Annotated in this window: 22 protein-coding genes; 12 read left to right on the top strand and 10 right to left on the bottom strand. The window is 39.8% G+C overall.

What is annotated here, in order from left to right; translation table 11 throughout:
- Positions 1-98: 98 nt before the first annotated feature.
- The 3 genes from R2Q80_RS05750 (at position 99) to R2Q80_RS05740 (ending at position 2997) form a co-directional block, all read left to right on the top strand.
- Entirely contained in the window at positions 99-965 is an 867-nt protein-coding gene (locus tag R2Q80_RS05750; protein WP_316798685.1) for a DUF6515 family protein, read from the top strand.
- A gap of 158 nt (positions 966-1123) precedes the next feature.
- Positions 1124-2281 (top strand): esterase-like activity of phytase family protein, encoded by a 1158-nt coding sequence (locus tag R2Q80_RS05745; RefSeq protein ID WP_316798684.1) that lies wholly within the window; start codon positions 1124-1126, stop codon positions 2279-2281.
- 35 nt (positions 2282-2316) lie between these two features.
- Positions 2317-2997: an HAD family phosphatase gene (locus R2Q80_RS05740; RefSeq protein ID WP_316798683.1), complete on the top strand. Its 681-nt coding sequence runs from the start codon at positions 2317-2319 to the stop codon at positions 2995-2997.
- Here R2Q80_RS05740 and R2Q80_RS05735 read toward each other — a convergent pair.
- The gene (locus tag R2Q80_RS05735) at positions 2990-3622 is read right to left on the bottom strand and encodes a response regulator transcription factor (RefSeq protein ID WP_316798682.1); all 633 of its coding nucleotides are present in this window, start codon (positions 3620-3622) and stop codon (positions 2990-2992) included. The genes R2Q80_RS05740 and R2Q80_RS05735 overlap by 8 nt on opposite strands.
- On the bottom strand, positions 3615-5630 hold the full coding sequence (locus R2Q80_RS05730) for a sensor histidine kinase (RefSeq protein ID WP_316798681.1): 2016 nt from the start codon (positions 5628-5630) through the stop codon (positions 3615-3617). The genes R2Q80_RS05735 and R2Q80_RS05730 overlap by 8 nt, the downstream gene beginning before the upstream one ends.
- Positions 5631-5777: 147 nt before the next feature.
- Here R2Q80_RS05730 and R2Q80_RS05725 point away from each other — a divergent pair, with 147 nt between their 5' ends.
- The 4 genes from R2Q80_RS05725 (at position 5778) to R2Q80_RS05710 (ending at position 10876) form a co-directional block, all read left to right on the top strand.
- On the top strand, positions 5778-6182 hold the full coding sequence (locus R2Q80_RS05725) for a hypothetical protein (protein WP_316798680.1): 405 nt from the start codon (positions 5778-5780) through the stop codon (positions 6180-6182).
- 247 nt (positions 6183-6429) lie between these two features.
- Complete coding sequence (gene lpdA / locus R2Q80_RS05720; protein ID WP_316798679.1) at positions 6430-7836, top strand: dihydrolipoyl dehydrogenase; 1407 nt, start codon at positions 6430-6432, stop codon at positions 7834-7836.
- Positions 7837-7981: 145 nt separating this feature from the next.
- A complete protein-coding gene (locus tag R2Q80_RS05715; protein WP_316798678.1) occupies positions 7982-9502 on the top strand; it encodes a choice-of-anchor I family protein in 1521 nt (506 codons plus the stop codon).
- A 174-nt stretch (positions 9503-9676) separates the two neighbouring features.
- The gene (locus R2Q80_RS05710) at positions 9677-10876 is read left to right on the top strand and encodes an MFS transporter (protein ID WP_316798677.1); all 1200 of its coding nucleotides are present in this window, start codon (positions 9677-9679) and stop codon (positions 10874-10876) included.
- Here the strand turns inward: R2Q80_RS05710 and R2Q80_RS05705 are convergent.
- The 5 genes from R2Q80_RS05705 to R2Q80_RS05685 all read right to left on the bottom strand — a co-directional run bounded on the left by R2Q80_RS05705 (position 10866) and on the right by R2Q80_RS05685 (position 18259).
- Positions 10866-11711: a hypothetical protein gene (locus tag R2Q80_RS05705; RefSeq protein WP_316798676.1), complete on the bottom strand. Its 846-nt coding sequence runs from the start codon at positions 11709-11711 to the stop codon at positions 10866-10868. The two genes, R2Q80_RS05710 and R2Q80_RS05705, sit on opposite strands and share 11 nt — an antisense overlap.
- A 148-nt stretch (positions 11712-11859) precedes the next feature.
- Positions 11860-15054 carry an efflux RND transporter permease subunit gene (locus R2Q80_RS05700; protein ID WP_316798675.1) on the bottom strand — a complete coding sequence of 1065 codons (3195 nt, stop codon included), beginning with the start codon at positions 15052-15054 and terminating at the stop codon, positions 11860-11862.
- A gap of 64 nt (positions 15055-15118) precedes the next feature.
- Positions 15119-16186, bottom strand: coding sequence for an efflux RND transporter periplasmic adaptor subunit (locus R2Q80_RS05695; RefSeq protein WP_047800208.1), 1068 nt, complete (start codon positions 16184-16186; stop codon positions 15119-15121).
- Positions 16187-16188: 2 nt separating this feature from the next.
- On the bottom strand, positions 16189-17529 hold the full coding sequence (locus tag R2Q80_RS05690) for a TolC family protein (protein ID WP_316798674.1): 1341 nt from the start codon (positions 17527-17529) through the stop codon (positions 16189-16191).
- A 124-nt stretch (positions 17530-17653) separates the two neighbouring features.
- On the bottom strand, positions 17654-18259 hold the full coding sequence (locus tag R2Q80_RS05685) for a TetR/AcrR family transcriptional regulator (protein WP_316798673.1): 606 nt from the start codon (positions 18257-18259) through the stop codon (positions 17654-17656).
- A gap of 165 nt (positions 18260-18424) precedes the next feature.
- Here R2Q80_RS05685 and R2Q80_RS05680 point away from each other — a divergent pair, with 165 nt between their 5' ends.
- A complete protein-coding gene (locus tag R2Q80_RS05680) occupies positions 18425-18871 on the top strand; it encodes a sterol desaturase family protein (RefSeq protein WP_316798672.1) in 447 nt (148 codons plus the stop codon).
- A 78-nt stretch (positions 18872-18949) separates the two neighbouring features.
- Here the strand turns inward: R2Q80_RS05680 and R2Q80_RS05675 are convergent, their stop codons facing one another.
- Positions 18950-19597 carry a DUF6266 family protein gene (locus R2Q80_RS05675; protein WP_316798671.1) on the bottom strand — a complete coding sequence of 216 codons (648 nt, stop codon included), beginning with the start codon at positions 19595-19597 and terminating at the stop codon, positions 18950-18952.
- A 63-nt stretch (positions 19598-19660) separates the two neighbouring features.
- Entirely contained in the window at positions 19661-19843 is a 183-nt protein-coding gene (locus R2Q80_RS05670) for a hypothetical protein (RefSeq protein ID WP_316798670.1), read from the bottom strand.
- A gap of 12 nt (positions 19844-19855) precedes the next feature.
- On the opposite strand from R2Q80_RS05670, the gene murB reads away from it, so the two are divergent.
- Both murB and R2Q80_RS05660 read left to right on the top strand, forming a co-directional pair.
- On the top strand, positions 19856-20872 hold the full coding sequence (gene murB / locus R2Q80_RS05665; RefSeq protein WP_316798669.1) for a UDP-N-acetylmuramate dehydrogenase: 1017 nt from the start codon (positions 19856-19858) through the stop codon (positions 20870-20872).
- 130 nt (positions 20873-21002) lie between these two features.
- Entirely contained in the window at positions 21003-21533 is a 531-nt protein-coding gene (locus tag R2Q80_RS05660) for an RNA polymerase sigma factor (protein ID WP_316798668.1), read from the top strand.
- A 326-nt stretch (positions 21534-21859) separates the two neighbouring features.
- Here R2Q80_RS05660 and R2Q80_RS05655 read toward each other — a convergent pair whose 3' ends face one another.
- Positions 21860-23341, bottom strand: a complete 1482-nt coding sequence (locus tag R2Q80_RS05655; RefSeq protein WP_316798667.1) for a phytoene desaturase family protein — start codon at positions 23339-23341, stop codon at positions 21860-21862.
- Between the two features lie 146 nt (positions 23342-23487).
- Here R2Q80_RS05655 and R2Q80_RS05650 point away from each other — a divergent pair, with 146 nt between their 5' ends.
- Positions 23488-24018: a hypothetical protein gene (locus tag R2Q80_RS05650; protein ID WP_316798666.1), complete on the top strand. Its 531-nt coding sequence runs from the start codon at positions 23488-23490 to the stop codon at positions 24016-24018.
- Positions 24018-24713 (top strand): lycopene cyclase domain-containing protein, encoded by a 696-nt coding sequence (locus tag R2Q80_RS05645; RefSeq protein ID WP_316798665.1) that lies wholly within the window; start codon positions 24018-24020, stop codon positions 24711-24713. The genes R2Q80_RS05650 and R2Q80_RS05645 overlap by 1 nt, the downstream gene beginning before the upstream one ends.
- Positions 24714-24729: the final 16 nt, after the last annotated feature.

Here is a 24729-nt window from a genome sequence, read left to right as displayed (position 1 = left end):
ATTCGTCATCACTTTATCAAAATTTAGTTAAATTGTGTTAAGGGATAATCTTTAGGAAATTTTTCCCGTCATACTATCAATTGAATTAGACACAAAAGATGAATAGGTTATTAAATAAAGGATTGGTTGTTTTCGCTGCAGCAGCGATGATTGCAACATGGAGTACTGAAAGTGTTTTTGCTCAGCGTCCTGGCAGGGGAGGTGGTTCTTCAGGTGGTAGCAGATCCAGTGCAGCACCCTCGAGAGGTAGCTCTGTTTCAAGAGGCGGAGGTCAGGCACAATCAGGAAACAGAATTTCACTGGCCCCTAATCGTGGTAATTATGCTCCGGCACCAGGCAGGCCGGGCAGACCGAGCTACGGTTACAACCGACCAGGTTATCGCCCCGGACCGGGTTATCGTCCAGGTTTTGGAGGTCGTCCAGGATATGGTGGTCGCCCGGGATATGGCAGACCCTATTATCGCCCGTATTACAGCTACTATAATTTCTACAGACCATTTCTAGGTTTCCGGATAGGTGTTTTGCCCTATGGTTATTATCCTTTTTATTACGGCAATGCACAGTTCTATTACTCGGGAGGTTTGTTTTATCAGCAAAATAACAATCAATACGAAGTAGTTATCCCACCGGTAGGTGCAGAAGTACCATCGCTACCTCAGGATGCGAATCTGGTTACCATCAATGGCGTAGATTATTATGAATATAAAGGGGTTTATTACACCCAGGGAGAAAATGCGGATGGTAAGCCGGTGTATGTTGTTGCAGGAAAGGATGGCGTACTCAATACGACTGACGGACCGGTAGATACTCACCAGATTGGTGATATCATTACGCAGCTACCTGAAGGATGCAGAGAAGTGACCATCAAAAATGAGAAATATTATGTTTCTCCTGATGACGTATACTATGAAGAAGTTGTTGATGGAAGCAGTATTTCGTACAGGGTTATTGGTAAGCTTTTTTAATAAATATCTGATAAAACAAAAAAAGCTGTTCCATTTGGAACGGCTTTTTTTGTTTGCGACGACTCATCGGTTTTTGGAATCAAATCTTTGGTTATTAAATTTCATTTGTTTTTTAATTCCAATATGCTTCCATACTTTTACCAATAAAATGTTCCGGTTTGAAAAAAACATCCTTTAGCATTATTCTGTTATTACTTGCTGCTATTATTTCTTCCTGTGCCTCCATTAAAAGTATTTCTACAAAGAAACAGGAACTTAACATATCAGCAGTTCATTTTCTGGATGAATACGTTCTGCCGCTTAACGAAACTTTTCAGAACACCCTGGTTGGCGGGTTATCTGGTATCGATTACGATGGTAAAGAAGATCAATACTACCTGATCAGTGATGATCCTTCGCAATTTAGTCCGGCAAGGATTTATACGGCGAAGATTGATATCAGCAGAAATAAAATAGATACGTTAAATATCACCGGGGTTACCTCTATATTGCAGGAGAACGGATTACCGTATCCAAAATATGAGTATGGTAAAAACTCAAAGGCTGATGGAGAATCCCTGAGATACAATCCCCGAAACAAAACCTTTATCTGGAGCAATGAGGGAGAGCGTTTGTTCCGGAAAACAGATACCACTATTGTGCAGCCGGCGTTGACTCTTATTTCTACTTCTGGTAAATATATAGATACGATTCCACTACCCGCAGGTTTTCACATCACCAAAAGGGCATATGGGGTGAGAAAGAATGCGTTTTTTGAAGGATTGAGCTACACCAGCGACTATAAAACCTTATTTGCGAGTCTGGAAGAGCCACTTTATCAGGACGGGGAGCAATCACATTTTGGCTTTGACAGAGCAGTGACCCGGATTTTGAAGTTTAATATAAAAACAAAAAAGAATACTGCACAGTATGCTTATCGTCTGGATGCGTTGCCCATAAACCCAACGGTTGAAAGCGATTGGAATATCAATGGGATTTCTGAAATTTTAGCCGTAAATAACCATACGCTTCTGGTAATGGAAAGGGCCTGGGCAAAAGGCCGCGATGATCATTCTTTTGTGAAGCTTTATCTGGTAGATCTGGATGGAGCAGAAAATGTAATGGATAATCCATCTTTTATCAGCCACCCTCCAAAGCCATTGACTAAAAAACTGCTATTTGATTTTGATAGTCTAAACATGCATATCGATAACATTGAAGGCATAACTTTTGGACCTAAATTACCCAATGGCCACAATAGTCTTGTTTTTTGTGTCGATAATAACTTCGGTAAAACCCAGATTCAGCAGTTTTTCCTGTTCGAAATCCTACCGTAGCTGGTGCTCAATTTAAGTAATTGTCTGAAATAAAAATGAATAAAATAAAAGCCCTGTTGTTTGATCTTGACGGTACATTGATTGACTCAGAAAAGTTCCATTTCAATTGCTGGAATGATTTTCTACTCCAATACGGTGTTCAGCTCGATTTTAAAGACTGGCTAACAAATTACGCAGGAATACCTCTGCCACAAAATGCCAAAACCATCCTCAGCAGGTATAAGCTTAATGAAGATCTGGAAAGTTTTATCGAAAGACGGGAGCAGATTACCTTAGCAGGATTTAAAACGAAGGATATAGAACTCATGCCGTTCGCACTTGATTTTGTGAACTATTTTTACCAGAAAGGTTTTACATTGGCCGTTGTAACGGCAAGCCCCCGCGCGGATGTAGAAGCCGTTTTTGAAAAAAACGGACTGGCCAAATATTTTAGTGTTTTCGTTACGCGTACGGATGTAATCAAAAGCAAGCCCGATCCTGAAAGCTATAACTTGTGTGTAGAGAAGCTAGGTCTGGCCAAAGAAGAATGTCTGGTTTTTGAAGACACCTTGAATGGCGTGAAAGCTGCGGTTGCCGCAGGAATTACCTGTTATGCTATCCAGAATAATATCAGGGCACATTTAAAACTAAAAGCAGCCGATCAACTGTTCCTTAACTTTTCACATGCAAAAAACTATATGCTCGAAAATGTTTTAGCTGGCCAGATACCTAAATAAGCAATTGTTCATTGGCGATGTTAATCAGCTCAATGGAGTTTTTGACATCAAGTTTCTGCATCATATTGCGACGGTGGGTTTCTACAGTAAGCGGACTTAAAAATAGTTCTTCGGCAATTATCGGTGTCGTTTTTCCCTGCGCAATGAGCTGAAGGATTTGTTTCTCCCTTTTGGTAAACTTCGGACGACCCTTTAGATCATTTACAGAAGGTTTGGCGATAATCTCAATCACTTCCCTGCTAAAGGCAATCTCACCCTTCAGGGCAGTTTCGATGCAAGCCTGAAGTTCTTCTACCGAGGCATTTTTCAAAATGTATCCACTTGCACCATTTTGTAGAATCTGCATAATGATACTGCGCTCCGTGTGATTGCTTATGGCGATCACAGCCGTTGTCGGCGATATTTTTTTAATATGTGCACACAGTTCAATCCCGTTGATATCGGGTAACATAATGTCGAGTAAAATAATATCCAGCTGGTTCGATGATAAAAAGTTAATCAGTTCTTTACCCGACTGGAAACTTCCTGCAACTTCCATGTTCCCCAGGTTATTCAGCAGGGAAACAATTCCTTGTACCACAATGGGGTGGTCATCTACCACCGCCAGCTTGATTGTTTTATTCATATCGTAGTGGAATTTCAATGTTAATGGTTGTTCCATTTCCGGGCTGCGATTCAATATCGAAATTCCCTTTCAAGTAAGCAACACGGTTTTTAATGTTTTCTAAGCCCATACCTTTTGTGTAATTTGAAGTATCGAAACCGTTGCCATTATCTTCGAGGGTAACGTAAAAGCGTTTTTCATTTTCACTGCACTGCAAAACCACCTCACTGGCCCGGGCATGTTTTAAGGTATTATTCAGCATTTCCTGTACAATCCGGTATATGATAATCTGTTCTTCGAGGGCAATATTTCCGGAAATGTTGATTGCCTGAAAGTCTACATGCATATCATGGCTCATAGCCGATTCTGAAAGATCTTTTAACGCCGTTTCCAATCCAAATTTCAGCAAGGTTTGCGGCATCATATTCCGTGCAATATGTCTAAGTTCAGTTACTGATCCATCTAGCTGATTGACAATTCTTTGCAGTTCAATATCCGGAAGTGTAGCTTCCTGTTGTTTCGCCCAGTTTGATAAATTGATCTTCAAGCCCGATAGCATGCCACCCAAACCATCGTGTAAGTCTCTCGCCACCCGGTTTCGTTCCTTTTCTTCTGCGTTTAACATTGCCCTTCCAATTTCGAGTTGTTGTTTTTGCGCTAAATCTGCCATTTTCTGCTGGTAATTAATTGCCCGTTGCTCAGCAAGCTTTCGGTAATTCCGGTAATAAATCAGTAAAAGGATCAAAATGACAAGCAGCAGTACTGAAGCAGCAATCGAAAGAAAAGCGGTGGTTTTGGTTTTCCTGATAATCAGTGCATTTTGCTTTTTATCGGCATTTAATGTTGCTATTTTTTTCTGATTTTCGGCATTCTTATATTTAATTTCAAGTGCATTCACATCCTGTTTTAGTTTGCTTTCGCTCAGGCTGTCATTCAGGTGTTTGCTTTTCTGTAACCAGCCATATGCTTCCTCGAAATTACGGGTGGCAAAATTGAATTCTGCTACAGCTTCTGCCAATGCAAGTTGATTACCGGCAAGAGCGTTAAACTCTGGTTTATTAATCACTGCATTCAGCGCGCTTTTAGCCATAGTATACTTTTTTTGCGCGAAGAATATTTTATAGCGTTCAAAACTCATTTCCTGGATAGAATAATGATCGCCGGAATTTTCTGCAAGAGCAGATGCTTCCTTTGTATGTTGCAAAGCTGTATTGTACTGCTTTGTATTAATGCAAAAACGTGTCGATGTTTTATAATAGTCGAGCCAGAAGTTATCCAGTAAAGCACCAAATTGCTTGTTTTCAGATTCCTCAAGTGTGTTTTTGGAAAGGTTGAGATAGCGTTTAGTCAGTTCATATTCTTTAAGCTGACAATAGTTATCCGCAATTACCAGGTAGGCATTGATGAGTAAATAGCGTTGTTTGGGCGGGGCACTTTTCAAGAGCCGTATTCCCTGGCTAAGGTAGGGTGTTGCTTTCGCGTATTGTTCCAGGTTCATGAATACTGTTCCGATAGAAATGTACTCGGTTCCAAGAAGTTCATTATCGCCAGCCACTTTGGAAAGCGGAAGTACCTGATGAATCAATACCTCGAGCATGCCCTTTAAATTATCCTGATGCTGGAGGATTAATCCATAGTTATGCCAAACCATTGATCGTAATCTGTATATTTTTTTGGTATGAAATTTTTTAAGCAAAGCCTCTGCCTTCATGAGCAGCATTTGTGCCTTTCGAAAATTATTTTCCTGATAAATCTGAGACTCATACCAGTATGACCTGGCCACGAGCAGCGGGAATCTTGCAGCAAAGGATCTCCCTTTATTAAGTGAGCAAATCGCTTTTGAACTATCGGTTTCCGCCCAGAAATCAGTTAGTCTGAATGCAGCTTCAGCTTTTAAACTATCGCTGGCATTGCCGGTTATCAGCCGGGTTAAACTATCCGTAAATTTTCGGTCTGTTTCCCTGAGTTGTGCATGGCTGGTTGAATGATAAAAAATTAAGAGTAGCAGAAAGATGATATAATTTCTCATTAAAAATAAAAATGCAAGGTTTATTCCTCAACGCGAAATCTAATCAATAATATACCTGAAAACAGGTATAAAAAAATGCCGGATTAAGGTTATTGTGTACTAAAACGTCCGTTCGTTTATTTGTGTATCTATTATTTAAATCTAATTATGAAAAACACAAAAATTAAAACCTGGGTGCTTTCTTTCTTTGCGCTCATGCTCGTTACCGGTTTTATGGGATGTAAGAAAGACGATGACAACGTTGATGGCTCGTCGAAAACATCACATAAGGTAGTTTTTAAAATGGTGGCATCTGCAGGTAGCAGCATCAGTACTGTAGTATATGGTTACGACAGCCAGATTACTTCTGCAACAACATTAAGCGGTACCACCTGGACAAGCCCTGAAATCACCGTTCCTGCCGGAACCGTTTCTCTAAACGTAACCGGAAATGCACGCGGAGTAGATGCTTCCTCATCATTAAAAGCACAGATTTACGTGGATGGAGAATTAAAGAAGGAAGGTTCATCAACCGGAGCTGTTCTCAGTGCTCTTGCTTCTTACAGCCTGTAAAATTTCGCTCTCTTTTTAAGGATGATTCGTACAACAGACTTCACAATGGTTGAAGTCTGTTGTTTTTTTTTCTGTCGCTACTTTTCTTCGTCTCGTTTTGATTCACATTAAATTTAGCTAAGCGCTGATTTTGCTGAATGCATTTTAAAGGTAAAAATGTTCATTTTCAAGTTAGTGTTTAAGGTTTTAACTTTCAGCTTTCCGCCTTTTTTCCCTACATTTGGTCAATCAAAATTTTAAAAGAATTATGCAATACGATGTCGTTGTTATCGGTTCAGGGCCGGGCGGTTATGTAGGCGCAATCCGTTGTGCTCAGTTAGGTTTAAAAACTGCAGTTATAGAAAAATATAAAACGTTTGGAGGTACCTGCTTAAATGTAGGGTGTATCCCATCTAAGGCTTTACTGGATTCTTCAGAGCATTTTCACAACGCCGCTCATACCTTTACTACCCATGGTATTAATCTTAAAGATCTAAAAGTTGATATGAAGCAAATGATCGCCCGTAAAGACGACGTTGTTGCTCAGAATACAGCGGGTATCACTTATTTGTTCAAAAAAAATAAAATTGATTCATACGAAGGTGTAGGTTCCTTTGTGGATAAGAATACTGTACTCATTACCAAAGCGGATGGAAGTACTGAAACCCTGACAGCGAAAAATGTGATTATTGCTACGGGCTCTAAACCTACTGCATTGCCATTTTTGCCAATCGACAAAGAACGCATCATCACTTCAACAGAAGCTTTAAACATTAAAGAAGTTCCTAAAACAATGGTCGTAATTGGCGGGGGCGTTATTGGTCTTGAATTAGGCTCAGTATACGCTCGTTTAGGTACAAAAGTTTCCGTTATTGAATACTTACCATCAATCATCGCTACTATGGATGCTGGTTTAGGTAAGGAACTACAGCGTGTTTTGAAAAAAACACTGGGAATGGAATTTTATATGGGGCATAAAGTTACCGGAGCTACTACCAAAGGGAAAACCGTAACCGTTACAGCTGATACGGCCAAAGGTGAATCAATTTCACTGGAAGCTGATTATTGCATTGTAGCTGTAGGCCGTACAGCATATACTGAAGGTTTAGGTTTAGAAAAAATCGGGATTACCGTTGAGGAACGGGGTAAAAAAATTCCTGTAAACGAGCATCTGGAAACTTCAGTACAAGGTGTTTACGCAATTGGTGACGTAATTACCGGAGCTATGCTTGCACATAAGGCCGAAGATGAGGGCACGTATGTTGCTGAAACCATTGCCGGGCAAAAACCGCATATCAATTACAATTTAATTCCTGGGGTAGTTTATACCTGGCCTGAAGTTGCTTCTGTAGGTTTAACAGAGGAGCAATTGAAAGAAAAGGGTACGAAATATAAAGCAGGTTCATTCCCGTTCAAGGCGAGCGGACGTGCTAAAGCCAGTATGGATACAGATGGCTTCATTAAAGTTCTGGCAGACGCTGCAACTGATGAAGTTCTGGGTGTACATATGATTGGCCCACGTGCTGCAGATATGATTGCAGAGGCTGTAATTGCAATGGAATTCCGTGCATCAGCAGAAGACATTGCACGTACCTGCCATGCTCATCCAACTTATACTGAAGCCTTGAAAGAAGCAGCGTTAGCTGCAACTGATAACAGGGCCATCCACATTTAAACATCCTGTGAAGCCCGCAGATGATCAAAATCTGCGGGCTTTGCTTTTTTCCGCTTCTCCAACAATTCCTTAACAAAAAGATAACAAGTAAAGGCTGAAAATCAGCGTTATCCAAATCTATTTTTGCGGATCAGATAAAATAATCATGAACCGTAAAAAACTTTTCTTTGCCTTATTAACGGCAACGCTGGCATTTTCTGCCTGTAAAAAAACTTCAGAACCTGTAGATGAAACTGAGCCGATTGTAGCGGAGGATATTGCTTCTTTCAAAGAAATTGCTTCTATTGATCTTGGAGGCGAAACCTCAGCAGAGATTTCAGCATACGATCCATCTACCAAAAAGCTTTTCGTGGTGAGTAACGAAGGCGGTGCGAAAGTGGAAGTAATCGATTTAACCAACTATCCAACGGTAACTAAATTAAGAACACTTACCTATCCTGCCAATGCGGGAATTAACAGCGTGGCTGTTAACAGTGGTTTGCTGGCTGTAGCTTTAGATGGTGCTGATAAGCAGGGAAATGGAGATGTGGTGGTTTTAAAGACTTCCGATTTATCTGAAGTGAAAAAAATTGCCGTAGGCGCCATGCCTGATATGGTAACCTTTAGTCCTGATGGAAATTACATCCTGTCGGCTAACGAAGGTGAACCAAATGATGCTTATACGGTTGATCCATTAGGATCCATATCGGTTATCAATGTGAAAAATAACTATTCGGTTAAAACAGTAGATTTCTCCGGATTCGAATCTCAAAAAGCCGCTCTGCTTGCCGGTGGTTTTAGAATTTATGGTCCCAATGCAAGTTTTGCGCAGGATATTGAGCCTGAATATATCGCGGTAAGTGCTGATTCCAAGAAAGCATTTGTAACACTTCAGGAAAACAATGGTGTTGCAGAAGTGGATATCGTTAGTGGAACCATTACCAAAATTAATCCATTAGGCACAAGGGATATCAGTTTGTCAGAAAATGCATTTGATGTAAGTGATAAAGATAACAAAACGGTTTTGGGGACATGGCCTATCAAAGCCTTTTACCTGCCTGATGCCATTTCCTATTTTACTACAGGTGGTACATCATACCTTGCGCTGGCAAATGAAGGTGATACCCGCGCCTGGAAAGGTTATGATGAAGAAGCAAGAGTGAAAAGTTTGAGGTTAGATGCCGCAAAGTTTCCAACAGCTGCAACATTACAGCTCGATGCAAATCTGGGTAGATTGACTGTAACTAAAGCATTCGGCGATACGGACGGTGATGGTGACTATGACGAATTGTATGCAACTGGCGGAAGAAGCTTAAGTATTTTAAATGCAAGTACAGGTGCATTAGTAGCGAACATAGGTAAGGACCTGGAGCAGCATGTTATAGATGCCGGTAAATACGACGATGAACGTTCGGATAATAAAGGTGTTGAGGTTGAGGGCGTAACAGTAGCTCAGGTTAATGGAAAAACACTTGCTTTTATTGGGATGGAGCGGGTAGATATGATCGCTGTTTATGATGTTTCTATACCTGCATCTCCAAAATTTGTTCAATTGTTTTCAACTGGCGATGCGCCTGAAGGTGTTTTATTCGTGAAACCTAAGGATAGTCCGAATGGCAGAAGTTTAGTTATTGTTGCCAGCGAGGGAGATGGAACAGTTAAGTTTTTCCAGCCAAATAAAATATAATCGCCCTTATTGATCGGCTTTCGGTCATATCATTTCGGAATGTAATCCCCGTAGAATTTAATAATTCACGGGGATTTTTTCTAACCTGCTTTTATTGTATCTAAATGATAAATAGGTCTTCCATTTACCAATTCATTTTGGGAACTTTGCAAAATACCATTTAAACCCTTTATTTTGGAAGAAATAAGTCCTGGTCAGGAAATTCTAAGTCGATCGAATATTAAAACTGAAGGTTCAGAAAGCACATTAAACCGCATTCGTCTTGCTGTTGCACTATTTTATTTCGGACAAGGAATTGCTTTCGCATCCTGGGCAAGTCGTATTCCTGATATCAAGCATACTTTAAACCTTTCAGATGGAGAGTTGGGAAGTATATTGCTCGCACTACCTGCCGGACAACTACTCACCATGATTATTTCAGGACGTTTAGTCACCCGTTTTGGAAGCAAAAGAATATTAACGATTACGGCGCCATTGTATGTTTTAGCGTTAACTAATCTCGGCCTTGCCACTGCCCCCTGGCATCTTGCCGCCTTTCTTTTCCTTTTTGGAATCGTAGGTAATATGTGCAACATCTCCGTAAATACCCAGGGTTCGGAAGCTGAAAAACTACTCGGACGCCCGATCATGACTTCTTTCCATGGTGCCTGGAGCATTGCAGGGTTTACCGGTGCTTTGGTAGGCTTACTGATGATTAACCTGCATATTGTCCCATATTATCACTTCTGGATAATTGCCCTCCTAATCTTTGGAAACGTCACCCTGAACTATAAGCATCTGGTTCCTGGAAGAGGAGTTGTTAGCGAACGCAAGAAGAAATTTGTAATGCCTGACTGGGGATTGATTCAATTGGGCATCATTGGCTTCTGTAGTATGGCAACTGAAGGGGCAATGTTCGACTGGAGCGGTGTTTATTTTAAGGATATCGTTCGCGCACCTTCATCGCTGGTGATTTTAGGTTATACTTCTTTCATGATTATGATGGCTACCGGCCGCTTTATAGGGGATAAAATTATTGCCCGCCTGGGACGCAAACGCACCATTCAAATCAGCGGACTGATTATATCAGCAGGGATGTTCCTTTCTGTGTTTTTGCCATATGTACTCACGGCCACTATTGGTTTTATGTTAGTTGGGGTAGGGGTATCCAGTATTGTACCCACCGTTTATTCTGTTGCTGGTAAAAACGGAAAGATCGCGCCCGGAATTGCCATTGCCATTGTTTCCAGTGTGAGCTATTTCGGATTTTTACTTGGTCCGCCATTAATAGGTGGTATTTCCGAATTGTCGAGCCTGCAATACTCTTATGCGGTAATCGGCTGTTTTGGATTGCTGGTTAGTTTTCTGGTGAGTAAAATGAGTGCTATTGAGTAGGTTTATTGGTCAGATTCTCATTTGGGGTATTCATTGTATTTTTAATTAGTCCGTGTTCCTTCAGCGCCGCCACTGCAAGTTCTATGAGCCTCAGGTTTTCATTTTGATGTCCGTGCTGCACTTCAACATTAATATAGGGAATTTTTTCCTGCATGGCGTATACTGATAAGGATCCGTCATTCTCTACAAACTTCGATTGCAGAATTACATTTACATTCGCTTTTTTAAAACTGGTAAATAAGCGAGGCTCGGTAACGTAAACCAGGTCATCGCCGTCCATCTGGAAATTGATGTAAACAGAATCTGCTGTGCTGGATAAATCATAGCCGGGGAGGTAAGAAGATATTCCGAAACCACCATCAGCATTATTATGCAATGTTAATATATACCCTGTTTCTTTCGGGTTATAGAAATCTACGATTTGTTTGCCGGCATTCAAAATCATTTTTTCCACCTCATTCGAGCTATAGGCGCTTTTTTTCAGACGTGTATTTACTCCTTTCTCTGTGTAAATGGCATTGGGGTCGATGCGATACGGGTCATCCATATAATTGAAAACGTAGTCTCTTGCTCCGCCATACTGGCTGTCGATCAATTCGCCGCCACTCCACCGGATATAATCAAATCCTGCCTTAACACCGGTATCTTCATTATCATGCACCACCAGAAACCTTATTCCATTGGGTTTGTAACTGTACTTTACCAGATTGATGTTTAGATTGGCAACTTTAATGAATGATGAATCAGTAGTCATTGCAGAAAAAACAGGAGGGTGTTGAGCGTATGCGGTGAAAACAATAAACGCTAGAATTATTTGCTGAATAATTTTAAACATATCAGCTAATATACAAGAATGAGGCCGAAATGTTTTCTAACGTACCTTTTAACATAATGTACTGATGTTCACGGCAAATTTTATTAAGGTAAACGAAAAAAGCCCCGCGGGTTGGCGGGGCTTTCTGATTGTTAATCTGGGTATTTAATTAGTGTCCGTGGTCTAAATCGTATTCCAGAACATCTTTGTGATCATAAGGTTCAACCATTAACTCATCAATGGTTTTTCCTTTTTTATTGAAACCAAAGCGTTCCAACATTCTGTCGAATATTAAATAAACTACCGGTACTACAATTAAGGTTAAGAATAATGAGCTGGTTAATCCGCCTACAATAACCCAGGCCAGGCCATTTTTCCATTCGGCACCTGCACCGCTTGCCAATGCAATCGGAAGCATACCAAATACCATGGCGATGGTGGTCATTAGAATCGGACGTAAACGGGCATGGTTAGCCAGTACCAGTGCTTCTTTAGTTTCTTTGCCTTCTGCTTTAAGGTGGTTGGTGAAATCGACTAATATAATCGCATTCTTCGCTACCAGACCCATTAACATAATCAAACCTAAAATGGTAAAGATACCGATCGAATTATTGGTCAATGCCAGAGCCAGTAATGCTCCGATTACTGCTAATGGAAGCGAGAACATCACTACCAGCGGATAAATAAAACTATCATATAGCGCTACCATGATCAGATAAACTAAAATTACCGATGCTAATAAGGCAATACCCAATGTTCCGAAACCTTCTGACTGATTTTCCTGGTCACCTGCCCAGGTATAGCTTACCCCTACAGGTGCTTTAAGCTTGCCATTCTTCTGCATGTCTTCCAGTTTCTGCTGGAATTCTGCAACAATGGTTCCTGTTGGCCTACCAATAGATTGCGCCTGAACAGATACTGAAGTGGATTTATTCAATCGCTCCAGCTGACTTGGGCCTGAACCTTCGGTAATTTCAGCAAATTGTGATAGCTTGATTTGCGCACCTTTATCATTTACAAAGATCAGGTTGCGTACATCATCAATGTTTTTTCTGTTGAAATCCTGATACTGGATATTGATGTCGTACTCATATTCACCTTTTCTGTATTTACCATCCGTATTTCCGGCAAATGCAGTTTGCATAGTAGAACCTACGGTTGAAAGGGTTAATCCAACTGCTGACATCTTATCTCTGTCTACCTGAACATTGATTTCAGGCGTACCTTTTTCTACAGACAATTTAATCTCAGTTGCTCCGGGAATGGTTTTAAGTAGTGCTTGCGCGCCTTCTGCATATTTAAGTGCGCTGTCTAAATTCGATCCCATCACCACCAAACTAATAGGCGCATTTTCTGCAATACCCAAAATACTGATAGGCACCGTTTTCACTTTCGCACCCACTAATTCTTTGGCTAAAGCACGACTCATCTTTGTTGCAAATACATCTGAAGATACGCCTTCTCTTTCTTTACGATCAACTAATTTTACATTAATCTCTGATTTGTAAGCAGTAGCCTGCGTACCACCCATGTCGCCGCTGGCCTGACCAACTGTGGTAATCAACTGGGTAATTTCCGGTTGTTTCTCCAGGAAAGCTTCAGCTCTTTGAGTAAAGAAATTGGTTTGTTCTAATGGCGCATCTTTAGGTAATTCAATCTGAACAAGGAATTCACCTTTATCTGATTTAGGGAAGAATTCAGAACCAATAAATCCTGCTCCTAACAAGCCACATGAGCCCAGGAACATTACAAATACCATGATTAAGGTAAGTGCCTTGTGGTTAAGCGACCATGTTAAGATACTCGTGATCCACAGGGTGAATTTCTTCAACTGTTTTTCGAACCATAAGATGAAGCGGCCAAACACGTTCTTGCCTTCGATGTGCTCTAACTTTCCGAAACGAGAGAAAATTAAAGGTACAATCGTAAATGAAGCCAGTAACGACAGTAAAGTTGCGATGATTACCACAATACAGAACTGACGCAGAATGTTTGATACCAGTCCGCTACTGACAGCGATCGGGAAGAATACCACTACAATTACAAATGTAATGGATACTACAGTAAAACCAATTTCGCGGGTCGCATCAGATGCTGCCCTTACTTTGTTTTTACCCATTTCCATGTGTCGCTGGATATTTTCCAGTACCACAATCGCATCATCCACCAGGATACCTACTACGAGTGATAATCCCAGTAACGACATCAGGTTCAAAGTAAATCCGAATAAGCTGATCCCGATAAATGTAGCTACCAATGAAACAGGGATTGATACCATTACAATTAATGCGTTACGCAAACTGTGCAGGAAGAAGAGCATTACAAACGCTACCAGGATAACCGCTAAAATTAAATCGTGGATTACGGCATCTGCAGATTCCAGTGTGAAAATAGAACTATCGTTAACGATATTGATATCTAATTTATTGGCTGCATATTCTTGTTTCAGTTTGGCAATGATGGCATGTGTACCTTCACTTACCTCTACGGCATTCGCATCACTTTGTTTGATGATCTGGATGGCAATGGACGCCTGACGGTTAATACGTGCAAGTTTTTCAGTTTCTTTTTTCGAGTCCTGTACATCTGCAACATCACCTAAACGGATCTGAGAACCATCTTTTGAAGTGGTTAAAACCAGGTTTCTCAACTCATCGATGCTTCTGTATTTACCCGATAAACGGATCAATACATCTTGTTTAAGTGTTTTTACACTTCCTGTAGGGAAATCTAAGTTTGAACTTAAAATCATTTGCTGTACCTGAGGTACAGAAAGGTTATAACCCTGAAGTTTGGCTGCATCAAGTGAAACCTGAATTTCACGTTCTGAACCCCCAACTAAATTTACTTGTGCCACGCCACTTACCCTCGAGATAACCGGGGCAATACGCTGATCAATTAAATCGTAGAATGAAACATCGTCCATATTCGCCGATGCGGTCATGGTAATTACCGGTAAATCATCCAGCGAGAACTTACTTAGAGATGGTGTTTTCACATCCTCAGGTAAATCAGCCAGGATCGCATTTACCTTACGTTGTGCATCATTCAGGGAAATATCGATGTTGGCCTTATCCGTTAAGGTGATGGTCACTGCCGATAAACTCTCATAAGATACCGAGTTGATCTTTTTGATGTTTTCCATTGATGATACCGCATCCTCGATTTTCTTGGTTACGGTGTTCTCAACCTCATTCGGGGAAGCCCCAGGGTAAATTGTTGAAATAGATACTACGTTGTTCGAGAATTTTGGAAGTAATTCATAGCCCAACGAAAAGTAACTGAGTAGCCCCAATAAAGTAAGCGCGGTAAAAACCACAATTACCAGCGAGGGCCTTTTTATAGATATATCTGTTATCTTCATTTTAATTCGTATTGCGTTTTGCGATTGGCATTTCGCGATTTCAATGCCGACTAATCTCTCTAACTTATTTTACAATGCTTACAGCAGTACCTTCAGCTAAGTTGATCTGACCGCTGGTGATCACTGTTTCGCCTTCTTTTAGTCCATCAAGAACTTCTACATTGTCGCCTAAAATACGGCCTGTAACCACATTACGAACTTTAGAAGTATTGTTGGTTTTATCATAGATAAATACCTGATTGCTACTTACACTACCCACGAATGAAGTACGGGGAATCAAAATGCTTGGAGCCTGTTTTGGGAAGTTAAATACTGCAGTTCCATACATTCCTGCCCTTAAGCTGTTTTTGGTGTTGTTGCTCACCTCAATTTCAACCGGGAAGTTTAAAGTTCCGTCCGCTTTTGCTGCAATGAAAGTCACTTTTCCTGAGAATTTTTCATCCGGGAAAATAGTAGATTTGATCGCGATATCGTCGCCGATTTTCAAGCTTGCAACCTGAGCTTCGTTTACATTTACTTTCAGTTTCAGTTTAGATACGTCAACCAATTCAAATAACTGGGTTCCCTGTGCGGTTACAAACGCACCAACTTCTATGTATCTCTTGTTCACAATACCGTTAATTGGTGATTTAATGTTAGCATCGCTTACTTTTCTTTGTGAGGCTTGTAAACGAAGTTTTGCATTTCTGGTAGCCAGTTTAGCCTGGTCAAGTTGTTGCTGGGTTACCCCGCCGGTTTCGTAAGAGCTTTGATATCTTGCCTCATCTCTTTTGGCGTTTTCGTAAGATGCCTGAGCAGTTTCTCTATCAGTATTGATAATCTCAGCATCAATACGTGCCAGTACCTGTCCTTTGCTTACACGTGAACCTTCGTCAACGTAAATAGCGGTAACACGACCGGCATTTTCAGATAAGAAATTAAGTTCCTGTTTCGGCGCAAAGGTTCCGTTTGCCACGAAGTCGATGTCCACAACTTTTTTCTCAACAGTAGCAACCCGAACGGCAACAGCACCTCCGCCTTTAGCAATGAAAGCAGTTTTCTCTTCGTTCTTCTTTTTATTGTTGCTTAAAACATAGGCTATTGCACCAAGGGCAACAACAACTACGATGATTATGGTAATTACTCTTTTCATTTCTATTGTACTAGCGATTTAATATTTCCGTTTGATTTGATAAGTTGTATTTCGGCGATCTTATAATTTAATAAAGCCTGGGTATAGCTGTTCTGCGCCTCTGTTAATGAGTTTTCTGTTTCCAGTAGATCTGTCAGGGAAGCCAGTCCATTGTTGTAGTTGTTCTGGGTGCTTTTGTAAATCTCCTGAGCTAAGTCTGCATTTTTGCGCTGCGAATTAATCGTATTCAGGTTATTACGAAGCTGAATTTTTGCATTCTCATAAGCGAGATTCAATGAATTTGTCGATTCTTTGCGGTCTTCTTTAGCTTTTAGTATATCAACATTAGCCTGACGAACTTTCGAACGTGTTAAAAAACCATTGAAAATTGGCACCTTAAGCGTTAAGCCAATTGCAGAAGCGCCGTAACCAATTGCAGCTGCATTTGAGTTAAGGAAATCGAAGCCATCACTTTGGCTCGAATAGGTGTAATTTCCGGTCAATGCCAGTGAAGGATAGTATTCCGCCAGGTAAGCTTTGCGTTGCAGGTTGAGCAGTTTATCCTGGTTATCTAATAATTTAACCTCAGTCCTGTTGGCTAAGTCCACAGAATCGGTAAATACGGGTAATTGTGTAACCTGTGTTAACTCTGTAGCTGGCAATTCTATGGGATTACTTACCGGCATACCCATTGAAAATTTCAACTGATTTTCCAATTGAGTGATGGCGTTAACCACCTGATCGCGCTGAGTATTCAGATTTGTGAGGTTAACCGTGATCCGATCAACATCAATTTTTCTGGCTAAACCATTTTTAAACTGATTTGAGATCACCTTTTCAACGATTTTTACATTTTTGATGTTAGTGTCAATTACATTCAGTTGTTGTCTGTTTACCAGGACCTGATAATAATTGTTTGCTACCAGCTCAATAATTTGTTCTTCAGTTAACTGAGAAGTGAGGTTGTAATATTCCTCACTTGATTTTGCAGCCTGAAGACCAGTGAAAACCTGCTGGTTGAAAAGTTGTTGCGAAAGCTGAACGCCGGCGGATGAATTCCAGTTCTGGCCTAATTTAAAAGCTTGTGTTTGTCCACCCAAATTGGCAACTAACTGACCGATAACCGGGTTGTAGGTTAAGCCGGCAGTACCAGTAAGTTGTGGCAAAGCCTGGGCCCTTACTTCTTCAACCTTGTAGCGCCCCCCTTGAATATCCAGTTTCGCTTTGCGAACTCGGGCATTGTTTTGTAAGGCATAATTTAATGCGTCTTTTAGGGTAACCTTTTGTTGGGCATCCACCAGATGAGGTATGGCGATTCCAGCAAAGAGGATGAGCATTAATCTTACCGTTTTTACTCTAAGCATAATGTATTGTTTTTTTGTTTTTGGGTTCCTTTTTTTTCTAGCAATTTCTGGTATCAAGTGGCGATGATCAGGTATCAAAACAGCACACAATTCTGTTTCCGCTTTTTGCTTCGGTTATCTGGCTTTAGCACTTTAATCCTTTTATAAAAATCGATGAAAGATCTTTCTGTTTTTGTGCCATTTTGTTCACTGCTTTTTTATCCGGAGTTAAATCTTTTCCCATTTCCAGCAAACACATGTTTACTAAACCCATCAAACTTTCCAGATAGAGTTCTGCTACATGGGACATGCTTTCGTGTTTGATCTCTCCGTTAAGCTGCGCCTTTTCGAAAATATCTGCAAAAAAAACTTTTTCATTATCCTTTAGTGCAGTCAACTTTTTCTTCATTGAGTCATCGTTGAAAATATCCGGCAAACCTTCTGATATTCTCAGCATGAAATATTTCAGGAAGAAGCTGCTTCGGATGTCGATGGTTTGATACAAAACAGTTTCTAACGATGCATCCGGATTATACTTTTTCTTTAACAAATCAAAATAATCGGTAAATACTTTTTCAATCACACCCACGATTAAACTTTTCTTGTCGGGGAAATAATAATAAAGGGATGGTTTGGAAACGGAGAGATCTTCAGCAATATCATTCATGGTGGTTTTACCAATTCCGAAGTGACTGAATCGCTTGATGGCTCCTTCAATAATTTGTTCTCGCTTTTTATCAGCTACAATCATTTTACTTTTCTACTTTCTGACTTTTTTAATACTTTGGTCAAAGTTAGATGTTTTAAATGAAATTGTTAATTGGCTGATTCATAATTCGAATGCAAGCTTACAATTCTGTGACAATTAAAAGCTTTTTAGTCTGTTTATAGTATATTTAGGAATTATTTTATTTTTATGGAGGTGGTAGTTGTCAGGCTTCTCGTAGTTATAGTGACCATTGTATTGATGGAATGTTTGTCCTGGTGCATCCATAAATATCTGTTTCACGGACCATTATGGTTTTTACATAAGAGTCATCATCAAAAAAAGGAATCGTTCTTCGAATGGAATGATTTGTTCGCGGTTGGTTTTGCTATGATTTCGCTAGCCCTGATGTTTGCAGACAGACATTATTTCGGCAATGTATTCTTTGTCGGTTTGGGAATCAGTGTGTATGGGGTCATTTATTTTATTGTGCACGACTGGTTTGTTCATCGAAGATTAAAAACCTTTTCGAGCAGGAACAGCTATTTAATGGCGGTGAGAAAAGCACACAAAATCCACCATAAAAACAGAAATAAAAAACAAGGCAAGGCTTTTGGATTGCTATTCGTAAACAAAAAGCTTTTGAAGGCAAAGTAAAATAAGGTTTGCCCTAATTCTGTTCATTCGCCGTTGTTGTGCAGCAAAATTAGGTTTCTGTAATCATTTAACTTCCGTCTAAGGAAGAGGGACGGAATAAAGTCCGAAACAAATACTTGTACATGCCTGCTGTCTGTTGTTACTTAAAAATGTTCCATATACATAAACCTCCTGTCCGTGAAAATTTTCAGGTAGGGTAAATTCGTAATGGCCAGATCCTCTACTCGCGGCGCATGTGCTAGCTGCGATATCCATTTTATCATTTTTTTTGAATACCGCAAATGCCAGCAGGTCATCAATCTTCATGTTCGGGTAATCAGAGGGCAACTTTTTCCAGGTAAACAAAAGAGTTTGATCACTTAATTGAAGTTGAAAATTTTCCGGTAAGGCTAAGGTGCCTTCGCTGATTTTGATTTTTCGATAATCTAAATCAAAATCCGGGTATTCGCCAATTACGACATCCTTATTAAAACGGTGAACTGCATTCTGGGCAGAATGTGTTGCAGTTTGATTGAAGAAGGTAATTGCAAAGAATGTAGAAAAGGGATTCCGCCATTCGTTAAAATATCTGAACTTTGCCCTGGCGGCAATTTGTTTCAAGGTAGCCGGTTTACTTGATTTTTCAGGCAAACCCCTCACATAATTCTTTCCCCGCATAACAACTCCTACTACTGCACCCACTTTTCCACTGAAAGTTCCTAAGATGCCATTTTTTACTCTTCCCATATCGAAAAAATTTAATAATTGAATTTACAACTATTAAGAATGAATTGCAAATTTATTTTTTGCTTAGACTTCATTTGGTCTCATGTTAACCGGCTGATTTCCATCAAACTCCGATGAAACTCCGTACAATCTCCGTTGAAAGTCGGTTTCAGCAGCGAATACTTCTATACCCAGATAATCAGTTTCTGAAACACTTTTACCTGTTAAAATCCGGGCAGTTATTTTTTTTGCTTTACTTTGCAGCATAATATTTCAACCATGCTTCAAATTCAGGAAAACGTTTCGCTTAAGCCTTTTAATTCATTTGGTATCGATGTAAGAGCGGCTTATTTTGTGGAAATTTTTGATGAACAGGATTTAACAGATTTGTTCGAACTGGAGCGAGCTCAAAATCAGGAACTTTTTATTATCGGCGGTGGAAGCAATGTGCTCTTTACCAAAGATTACGATGGTATGATCATCAGAATGTGTATCAAAGGTATTTCTTCGAAAACAGATGGTGCAGATGTACTGGTTACTGCCGGAGCAGGAGAGGTGTGGAATGATTTTGTTAATTATTGTGTGGAACATAACTTTGGGGGTGTAGAAAACCTGAGCCTGATTCCCGGTACTGTTGGCGCTTCACCTATCCAGAATATCGGCGCTTACGGCGTAGAACTAAAAGATGTATTTGAGCGTTGCAGGGCTTTTGAAATCAGTACAGGTGAATTTAAGGTTTTTACATTCGATGATTGCCATTTTGGTTATCGTGAAAGTGTTTTCAAAGGCGAATTAAAAGGTCAGTATATCATCACATCTGTAACATTCAGATTGAAAACAGATGCAAATGTTAATACATCGTATGGTGCAATCGAGACCGAATTGCAAAAACGTGGTATTGAAGCGCCGGGAATTTCAGATGTTTCTGCAGCGGTGTCTCATATCCGGGTGAGTAAGCTCCCCGACCCATCCACTATCGGAAATGCAGGCAGTTTTTTTAAAAATCCCATTATTGAAAAATTCGAGTTCGCAGATGTGATTGCCAGGCACCCGGATGTAGTGCATTATCCAACAGCTGATAATAAAATTAAGCTCGCAGCGGGATGGTTGATTGAACAATGTGGCTGGAAAGGAAAAGTTGTAGGTAAAACTGGTACGTGGAAAAACCAGGCACTGGTACTGGTGAATCATGGAGGGGCTTCTGGCACAGACATTTTCGATTTTTCTGCCCAGATTATAGACAGTGTAAAGTCTACTTTTGGAGTCACCCTCGAACGGGAAGTAAATATTCTGTGACGAAATCTTCCCCTCAAACCCCTACAGGGTTTAGCGGCCGTGCCAAAAAATTTTGGTACTAAGTTTGTTTAAGCTAAAGGGAATGAAACATAGTTCATTTGACTTTTTATCTTACCTAAAGCTAAACATCATGACAAAATTCGAATTCAATCACCTAGTTAATCACCATTCAGTATCGCTTAGATCTTACGCTTTAAATTTTACCAAAGATGTAGAAGATGCAAATGATCTTGTACAGGATACCATGCTTAAGGCTATTACGTATTATAATAAGTTTAAAGAAGGTACAAATTTAAAAGGGTGGTTGTTTACCATCATGAAAAACACCTTTATCAATAACTATCGCCGTCTGGTTAAAACCAATACTTTAATTACCCAAAGCGACGATATATCTTCAGCGAATCTTTCTTATAGTGCAACTAAAAATCAGGCAGAAAGCAAGTTTGTGCTTGGCGATATCGATAAGGCTTTAGCGCAACTACCTGAAGAATATTATGTTCCTTTTATACGTTATTTCGAAGGCTTCAAATATCATGAAATTGCAGATATGCTTAACATTCCAATTGGAACAGTAAAAACTCGTATTCACGTTGCTCGTGGAATTCTTAAAAAATACCTGAAAACATACTCTAAAGATATTGCTTTAGCTGAAATGGCTTAAAATAAACCACATGAAAAATATGAAGCCCGGGATTATTTCCGGGCTTTTTTGTTTTGTATTTACCGGAGGTTTCATCAAGAATTCGTATTTAAAAAATTAGATGGTGTACGCCTGGCGGGAAATTGAATTAAAAGCAAAAGGCCCGGATGTCTCCAGGCCTTCTTGCTTATCATATATTTGGTTAGTTGATTCTTATTTTTGCTTTCAACAACTTATCTTCTCTCTTATTTCGAAACAAATGAAAACCTTGAACGATTATGTGTTTTCAGACTTTTAAATAGTGTTTTTGTTTTGTGGTTATAAAGATAGGGGAAATTTTAGGTTTGTCAAGCTTTTTTTAACTTTTTTTTTATTTCTTTTGCTACCACTTGTCCGGATATGATTGCAGGGGGCACTCCAGGGCCTGGAACGGTTAATTGTCCGGTGTATAAAAAATTTGTTACAGTAGAGGCCATCTTCGGTTTTAAGAATGCAGTTTGTTTCAATGTGTTTGCTAATCCATAGGCATTTCCTTTGAAGGCATGGTAGTCGCGCTCAAAATCTTTCATGGCATAGCTCCTTTTGAACAAAATATTGTTATGGATGTCGTTTCCTGTTAGTTCTTTGAAGCGTTCGAGAATCAAATTAAAGTATTCTTCTCTTTTGCTTTCGATATCTTTCAGTCCGGGTGCTACAGGAATTAAAAAGAAAAGGTTTTCGCATCCTTCAGGTGCTACACTGCTGTCGGTAACAGAAGGGCAGCATACATAGAACAATGGTTTTGATGGCCATTTAGGTTCGGTATAAATCTCTTCAGCGTGTATATCAAAGTTTTCATCGAAAAACAGGTTATGGTGTAAAATGTCTTTCAGCTTTTTATCTACAGCTACATAGAACAATAAACAAGATGGAGCCATCGTTCGGCTGTCCCAGTATTTATCGGTGTATCTTCGGTTTTCGGAGTTTAAAAGTTTTTGCTCGATATGTTGGTAATCGGCATTTCCGATAATGAAGTCACTTTTATAATTCCCTTCGCTGGTCACCACCTCTTCTGCAATATTATTATTTACATTGATTTTCGTAACCTCGGTATTAAATTTGAACTCTACGCCGTGTTCCATGGCAATGCTTTGCATGGCCGAAACAATTTTGTGCATACCGCCATTCGGGTACCAGGTGCCCAATACCAGATCTGCATAGTTCATTAAGCTATATAGTGCGGGTGTATTTTGAGGGGTGGCCCCGAGAAACAGAACGGGAAATTCCAGCAGCTTTCTGAGCTTATCATTTTTAAACAGCTGATGTACGTGTTTTCTCATGTTGCCTAAAAGCTGTAACTTGATTCCGCTGAGGGCTAAACGCGGATCAAAATATTCCATTACACTATGGGATGGCTTGAATACATACTCGTTCATTCCTACATCGTACTTGTATTTTGCCTGTGCCAGAAATGAGTCGAGATTTTTACTGCTGTTGGGTTCAAGTTCTTCAAACAGTTGATATAGTTCCGTTAAGGTGGAAGGAATGTCCAAACGGTCATTCTTTCCAAAATAAATCCTGTATGATGGACTTAAGCGTTGCAGGTCGTAGAAATCAGCAGTGGTTTTGTTAAACAGCTGATAGAAATTCTCAAACACATCCGGCATCCAATACCAGCTCGGGCCCATATCGAAGGTAAAGCCGTCTTTCTCCCAGGTTCTGGCCCTTCCGCCCGCCATTTCATTTTTTTCGAGTACGGTAACCTCAAAACCATCTTTAGCTAAAACTGCAGCGGCTGCCAACCCTGCAAAGCCCGCGCCGATCACAATTACTTTTGGTTTATTATCCATTGCGTAAATAAAGTGATTTTTTACCGATTTTGTTTTATAAACCAAGGACATGAATGTGCCATTCCGAACTAATTTTTGAATCTTTAACTGCTGATTAATTACACTCCCAAAAAACAAATTCACTTTTTATACCTTTGTTTCACTAGATGAGGAAATTTCAAATTTTATTACTGTTTTTTTTTGGTTCCATTCAGGTTAGCTATTCACAATTGTCTCCGAAAGAGGTTGCCATGCTGAAGACTGACTTGATCAAGGCTGTTGAAAATTCAGCACTTACCGACTCGCTATATCTCAAATTAAGCGGACTCAAAAACAAGACGGCTTTAGTTAACGGGTATTGTGGCACTTTAGAGGCGCTCAAAGCCAAACACGCCTGGAATCCATACAATAAGATCAAATATGTGAAGCAGTCGCTAAAAACGATGCAAAAAGCTATTGATATGGATGCTGAAAATTTGGAGCTTCGTTTTATGCGTTTTTCGATTGAACATTTTACACCAGGGTTTCTGGGCTTTAGTAAAGAGCTGACTGTAGACAGAAAAGAAATTATTAAGCATTACCAAAACCGTAACTTTGGCGTAGCTAACGAGGAGTTAATTAAAAATGTTGCCCGGTTTATGATTGACAGCAAACGATGTTCTGCGGCTGAAGTCAATATTTTAAAGAAATTTATCTAATGAAGTACATCTATTTGCTGATTAATATCGCCGTCATCTTTTTCCCGCTTCTGCTATCATTTGATAAAAAGGTTCACTTTTTCAGTAGATGGAGGTTTGTAATACCTGCCATTTTAATCACAGGTGTTGTTTTTCTGGTGTGGGATTTATTGTTTGTCAAGCTCGATGTATGGTCATTCAATCCTGATTACATTGTGGGTATTCAGTTTTTTGGTTTACCACTTGAAGAAATACTTTTTTTCCTGACTGTTCCCTATGCTTGTATTTTTATTTATGAATGTTTGAACGTTTATTTTCCAAAGAACGATTTGCAGAAATACAGTTTTTCACTGAGCAATATGTTCCTTGGACTTTGTGTTGCCATGTTATTTTTTGGTTATGACCGGTGGTATACGATTATAAATTTTGGCTTCCTGCTGATTTTGCTTTCTTACGTAGAGTATGTAAATATTAAGTTTCGGTTTATGTATAAGTTTTACAGGGCTTATCTTGTTTCGCTCGTGCCCTTTTACATTGTAAATGGCTTTTTAACCGCAATACCCGTTGTGATGTATAACGATAAGCAAAATCTTGGTTTTAGGGTCGGTACCATTCCGTTTGAAGACCATTTTTATTTAATGGGCTTATTGCTGATGAATATTTATCTATACGAATTTTTTAAAGACAGGTATAGCACTATTAAACCGCTCACTTAACATCTGGTTGTGTAAG

The organism is Pedobacter frigidisoli, assembly GCF_032678525.1.
In the GTDB taxonomy this organism is placed as follows: Bacteria; Bacteroidota; Bacteroidia; order Sphingobacteriales; family Sphingobacteriaceae; genus Pedobacter; species Pedobacter frigidisoli_A.
The sequence above is the reverse complement of the archived record's forward strand: the minus strand, read 5'-3'. Positions and strand labels throughout refer to the sequence as shown.